The sequence below is a fragment of the Dielma fastidiosa genome, from assembly GCF_000313565.1.
GTDB lineage: Bacteria > Bacillota_I > Bacilli_A > Erysipelotrichales > Erysipelotrichaceae > Dielma > Dielma fastidiosa.
In genome coordinates, this window is sequence record NZ_HE578923.1 from 589065 (window position 1) to 594935 (window position 5871).

At 41.1% G+C, this 5871-nt stretch carries 5 protein-coding genes; all 5 read left to right on the plus strand.

What is annotated here, in order from left to right; all coding sequences use genetic code 11:
• The first annotated feature begins 132 nt into the window (after positions 1–132).
• Complete coding sequence (locus DAHG_RS03210; protein WP_022936880.1) at positions 133–627, plus strand: GNAT family N-acetyltransferase; 495 nt, start codon at positions 133–135, stop codon at positions 625–627.
• Between the two features lie 273 nt (positions 628–900).
• On the plus strand, positions 901–3510 hold the full coding sequence (locus DAHG_RS03220; RefSeq protein ID WP_022936882.1) for a cation-translocating P-type ATPase: 2610 nt from the start codon (positions 901–903) through the stop codon (positions 3508–3510).
• Between the two features lie 79 nt (positions 3511–3589).
• Positions 3590–4543, plus strand: coding sequence for an NAD-dependent epimerase/dehydratase family protein (locus DAHG_RS18645; RefSeq protein WP_022936883.1), 954 nt, complete (start codon positions 3590–3592; stop codon positions 4541–4543).
• Between the two features lie 16 nt (positions 4544–4559).
• Entirely contained in the window at positions 4560–5030 is a 471-nt protein-coding gene (locus DAHG_RS03230) for a DUF2628 domain-containing protein (protein WP_022936884.1), read from the plus strand.
• A 39-nt stretch (positions 5031–5069) separates the two neighbouring features.
• Positions 5070–5759 carry an aspartate/glutamate racemase family protein gene (locus DAHG_RS03235; protein WP_022936885.1) on the plus strand — a complete coding sequence of 230 codons (690 nt, stop codon included), beginning with the start codon at positions 5070–5072 and terminating at the stop codon, positions 5757–5759.
• Positions 5760–5871 lie beyond the last annotated feature (112 nt).

Sequence of the window (5871 nt, forward strand, 5' to 3'; positions counted from 1 at the left end):
CCGCGAGAAAGGCAGCTGGGTGTCATCATTGATGGCATGATTTCCTGAAGGATTGAAGGAAATCATTTTCTTGAATTAAAAACTTTATAATTAAAATGATTTGTGCTAATGTATTGAAAAGGAGATGGAAGCATGCTTACAATTAAACTATGTGAAAGTGAAGAAGAGCTGCAGACGCTGGCAAAGCTGGCAGAAAAGATATGGAATAACTATTTTTTAGGGATTATTACGCAGGAGCAGATTGATTATATGGTAGCGATGAATCAAAGCTATCCGGCAATTAAAAAAGCGATTCAGGAACAGCATTATCGCTATTATCTGGCTTATGAGGGAGATGTGATGGTTGGTTATATGGGCGTAAAACCAGAATCAGAGCGCTTATTTTTAAGCAAGCTTTATTTAGACGCGCCGGCAAGAGGTAAAGGCTATGCCAGTCTATTGTTTGAACAAGCGGTTGAATATTGTAAGGAACTTGGCTTGAAGGCTATTTATTTAACTTGCAACAAGCATAATGAGCATTCATTAGCTGTCTACCGCAAAAAGGGTTTTAAAGTCATTGATGAGGCTGAAACCGATATTGGTCAGGGCTTTATTATGGATGACTATATCATGGAATTAACATTATAAAATTTAGACAATGATATGCTTTTGTCAAAAATGGTTCAATTTTTAATCGTTGGTTACAATAATGTTATTGACAATTAAGGGTCAAAATGATATTGTACAAGCATGATAAAAATACCCTGATAAGGGGGAGTAGCTGATGAAGCAATTCATAATTACATTCGACAAGCCCGATGCATTCGCATCCGGATGTAATGATCCGATAAGGATAAGCAAGACCTTTATTCTTCATGTGTTGTAGAATAAGGGTCTTTTTTATCGAATTGGGAGGTAAACATGATTAATCAAACAAAACAAGAATTAGAGAAGGCATTAAATGTTGATACGAGTGTAGGATTAGGCAGTGAAGAGGTTAAAAAACGTCAGGCTAAGGATGGCTTTAATGAGCTTGAACAGCCGAAAAAAGCGTCTTTGTTTGTTCGCTTTATGCTGCAGTTCAAGGATACTTTAGTCATTATTCTGCTGATCGCGGCTTTGGTATCGGTACTTGTTGAGCCTGGTGATTGGATTGACAGTGCGATTATTGTCTTTGTCGTTGTGGTTAACGCAATCTTAGGGGTGGTACAGGAAAGCAAGGCAGAGAAAAGCTTAGAGGCTTTGCAGAAGCTGAGCGCGCCCAACGCCAAAGTGCTGCGTGATGGTAAAAAATGTGTGGTGCCGGCCAGAGAACTGGTCGTTGGTGATGTGTTAGTGCTTGAAGCCGGCGATTGTGTGCCAAGTGATGCAAGAATTGTAGAATGTCATAATCTCAAGGTGGATGAAAGTGCATTGACGGGTGAAAGTCTGCCGGTAGAGAAAAATGATGAAGTCATTGATAAAACTGAGGTAGCGTTGGGTGATAAAACCAATATGGTATTTCAGTCATGCAATGTGACCTATGGCCGTGCAATAGCCATAGTGACATCGATTGGCATGCAGAATGAGGTAGGGAAGATTGCCGGCATGCTGCTGGCGGCAAAGCAGGAAGCAACACCGCTTCAAAATAAATTGGATGAAATCGGCAAAATGATCGGCATCATGTGCATCGGTATCTGTATCGTTGTTTTCGGTATGGAAATGCTGTCAGGGCTGAGTGCCTTAGATGCCTTTAAAACCTCTGTCGCTTTAGCGGTAGCGGCGATTCCGGAAGGCTTGGCAACGGTTGTGACCATCGTATTAGCTTTAAGTGTGCAGAAGATGGTAAAACAAAATGCAATCGTGCGCCGTCTGCCGGCAGTTGAAACCTTAGGCTCTACTTCAATTGTTTGTTCCGATAAGACAGGAACCCTGACACAGAATAAGATGACGGTAGTAAAAACCTATACGCCAGCGATGGGTCTGCGTTCATTTGAAGAAACAGAGGATCAGGAAGCCATCGATATGCTGAACTACTTTACGCTATGTTCAGATGCGGAACTGATTGAAGAAAACGGACAGCTGATTGAAATCGGTGATCCTACGGAAACTGCCTTGGTAGCTGCCAGTTTGAAGAAGGGGTTCAGTAAGGAAAAATTAGCTGAAACTTATCAGCGTGATGCTGAACTTGCTTTTGATTCAGAACGTAAAATGATGACGGTATTCTATAAATTAAATGGTCAGATTCTGTCTATTACCAAAGGTGGTCCAGATGTAACTTTAGCCCGCTGTGTTAATGCGGATATCACGAAGGCAATGACTGCCAATGATGAAATGGCTAATGATGCCCTGCGGGTACTGGCGGTTGCAGTCCGTGTTTGGGATCAGATACCTGAAAAGCTTACTAGTGAATTGATTGAAAATGATTTAACCTTTATCGGTTTGGTCGGGATGATTGATCCGCCGCGTCCTGAGGTAAAAGATGCCGTTGCCGTGGCAGCTAAAGCCGGTGTGCGGACGATTATGATTACCGGTGATCATATTACTACCGCTGTAGCAATTGCTAAAAACCTTGGCATATTGACGGCAGGACAGAAGGCAATTATGGGTGTTGAGCTTGATAAGATGAGTCAGGAAGAATTGGAATCGCATATTGATGAATATAGTGTCTATGCTCGAGTTGCCCCTGAACACAAGGTGCGTATCGTAAAGGCATGGCAGGCACAGGGACATATTGTAGCGATGACGGGTGACGGTGTTAATGACGCGCCGGCATTAAAGAGTGCGGATATCGGCTGTGCAATGGGTATTACCGGCACAGATGTCGCAAAAGGCGCTGCGGCGATGATTTTAACTGATGATAACTTCGCAACGATCATTTCATCAATTCGTGAAGGCCGCGGTATCTTTGATAATATTAAAAAAGATGTGCAGTATCTTTTATCCAGCAATATTGGCGAGGTATTAGTCATTTTTGGTGCCTCATTGATTTCAGTGCTGATTCCCGCCAGCGGCTTTGGTGTACCTTTGCTGCCAATCCATCTGCTTTGGGTTAACTTGATTACAGATTCGTTGCCGGCCTTCGCATTAGGCATGGAACCGACAGAAGCTGATGTAATGAACCGCAAACCACGTAAAAAAGATGAGGATTTCTTTGCGCATGGTTTCTTATGGACGATTATCTGGCAGGGAATCATGGTGGGTGTACTGACGTTATGCTCCTATGCGTTAGGAGAAAACGTATCCCACGAATACGGCATGACGATGGCCTTCATCACTTTAGTCGGCTGCCAGCTATTCCATAGCTTTAATGTGAAGAGTCATCATTCAGTATTCTCCAAACAAATTTTCAATAATAAATATCTATGGGGAGCAGCGGCGGTCGGCGTACTGCTTCAGGTGCTGATCATCAATGTGCCGTTCTTGTCAGATATTTTCAAACTGGTGCCGCTTGATCCAATACATGCCTTAGAAGCTATCGGTATTTCCGCATTAACAGTCGTGTTTGTAGAAATTTATAAATTAATCAAAAGAATCCAGCATAAGGATTAGTAAAATCTTCACAAAAAGAGTTCTGCAGAACTCTTTTTCATGTTATAATTTTAATGACTATAACGGGAGTGAATCAATCATGGCTACTAAAATATTAGTATTAGGCGGGAATCGTTTTATTGGACGTGCGATTGTGAATGTGCTTACTTATTACAGCTACGATGTAACTATTTTAAATCGGGGTAGCGAACCAAATTTGTTTGAAGGCGTCTCTCAGATACTTGCTGACCGCAATGATGAGGTTTCAATGCGTGAGGCTTTAAAGGATCGTGCTTTCGACATTGTGGTTGATGTCAGCGGTAAAACTAAGTATCAATGTGAGACAGTGATTCAGTCATTGGAACTGGTAAACCTTAAAAAATATATTTATATCAGTTCATCTGCTGTCTATGATTATGCGGCCTGTACGTTGCCTATTAAAGAGGATGCACCTAAGGGTGCTAATGAATGGGGACAGTACGGCTTGGATAAGCTGGCAGCTGAAAATTATCTGATTGAACAATTTGAAAACACACCGATTGAATGCATTATCCTGCGTTTCCCATATGTATATGGACCTTATAATTATCTGCAGCGGGAACGTTTGATATTCCATCATTTGGTCAATGACCGACCGATTTATGTGCCGAATGACGGTAATACAAGAATCCAGTTTTATTATGTCAAAGACGCGGCAAATCTAGTTTTGACATGTATTTCTGAGCCTTGTGAGAATATTACAATTTATAATGCCGGCAATCGTCATTCTATCACTTTTAATGAATGGATTGCCTGCTGTGAGGAGATTGTTGGAAAGAAGGGCATGGTTTATCATGTAGATTCTAACACCCGCAATACCAAGTTTTTCCCATTCATGGATCAGGATATCCTATTGGATGTAAGCCGTCTGCAGCCGTTCTTTCATAAAGAAATTGATTTTATGCTGGGACTTGGCGAAGCCTATAAATGGTTTAGAGAAAATGAAGACTTGCTGCTGATTGATGAAAAGCAGCTTGAAGCTGAACGTGAATTAGCTGTCCAATTCAGCCATTAATAAGAAGGAGAATTTCATGCAGGAGAATCAGGAAATAGAAATAGAATCGATAGGTCACACGTACCAGCATCATGATCCTTATTCATTTGAGGAACAGTGCGAGCGCTCACTGGCAGGCAGTGATAATTTTTATAACCGCAGTAAAAATGCCAGTTTCAGTGTTTGGGCACTGCTGTTTGGTCCTTTCTATTATTTATACCGTAAAATGTATCTTGAAGGCATTTTATTAATGGCAATACTTAGCATTCTGCCGATACCGCCGCAGCTTTCGATGGTTGTCTGGCTGATTGAAGGGTTAGCTTTTTATCCATTATACCGTGCGCATGCGAAACGGAAAATAAGTAAACTGCTGTCTAAATACAGTGACCTCAGCAGTGAGGAACAGCTATCTGTGATTCACAGTAAAGGCGGTGTGAATTATTTTGTTGCTTTGATATTTGCGGCATTGTATTTTATGGTTTTGTTTGCTTTATTAGGTAATGCTTAAAAATCCTGTTGATGCAGGATTTTTCTTTAAGGAGGCTATATGAAAATTATCGGTTTGATCGGCGGCATGAGCTGGGAAAGTACCCAGACTTATTATCAGGTAATAAATGAAGCTGTAAAGTCAAAACTGGGCGGCCTGCATTCCGCGGAGTTAGTTTTGGTCAGTGTTGATTTTCAGAAAATTGAGGCATGTCAGTCTGCGGGTGATTGGCAGCAAAGTGCTGAATTATTGACAGAGGCAGCGCTGCGGCTGGAAAGAGCCGGTGCTGATTTTATAATTATATGTACAAATACAATGCACAAGGTTGTGCCAATGCTTGAAAATAAGATAAAGCTGCCTATTGTTCATATTGCTGACGCCACTGCCGATGCTCTGAATGATAAGCATATCAAAAAGGCAGCACTGCTGGGAACCAAGTATACGCTGCGTGAAGATTTCTATAAGCAGCGGCTGATTGAAAACGGTATTGAAGTTATTATACCTCAGGATGAGGATATTGAAGTAATTAATGATATCATTTTTAATGAATTGTGCTTAGGCATCATTCATGACTCATCAAGAAAAATCTTTCAGCAAATTATTATGAAGTTGTATGAGCAGGGAGCGGAAGGCTTGATTCTTGGCTGTACGGAGATTGGTTTGCTGATTAATCAGTCAGATGCACCGATGCCAGTGTTTGATACGACATTGATTCATGCGCTCAAAGCGGTATCTTTAGCTATTGAGTAATAATTTTATTCATTTATAGAAAATAAACAGGAGCTGGTATTTAAAGGCTCCTGTTATTTATTGCAAGTGTGATGAACAGCAAGTGAAGCGTGTTATAAAGTATACTTTGTGA